The organism is Streptomyces cinereospinus (assembly GCF_042430725.1).
Lineage (GTDB): Bacteria > Actinomycetota > Actinomycetes > Streptomycetales > Streptomycetaceae > Streptomyces > Streptomyces cinereospinus.
Genome location: NZ_JBHMCY010000067.1, coordinates 1 through 351, shown reverse-complemented (window position 1 = coordinate 351; position 351 = coordinate 1). Strand labels below are relative to the sequence as shown.

The window sequence follows — 351 nt, the reverse complement described above, 5'->3', positions numbered from 1 at the left end:
TGTCCGGGCGGTCGCGTGTGGTCCGCGCCACGCGCGGCAACCCGCCATCCGCTCACCGCGCCTCCGCCTTCACCGCCCGTACGTCCGCTCGCAGATCACCGCCTCCGGGCTGTCCGGGTGCCAGCCGCCGTATGTCCTGCCCAGGGCGCACACGTCGGGGTGGGCGCCGACCGTGGGGGAGACGTGCGGGAGTCCGACGCGCGGTGGCGGGGACGGTCGGCGGGGTGCCGGCCGGGGCGGGTCGGAGCGCGGGCGGGACCCGGTGTGCTGCGGCGGGATCTCCCGGGCCGGGGACGGGGCCCGCGCGGCGGGCCGCCGCGGCTGCGGTGCGGCCGGTGCGGCCGGTGCGGC

General features: G+C 81.2%; 1 pseudogene. It reads right to left on the bottom strand.

Features of this window, described 5'->3' with window-relative positions:
* Positions 1 to 69: 69 nt before the first annotated feature.
* Positions 70 to 351 (bottom strand): annotated as a pseudogene (locus ACFF45_RS27535) (hypothetical protein); the annotation flags it as partial.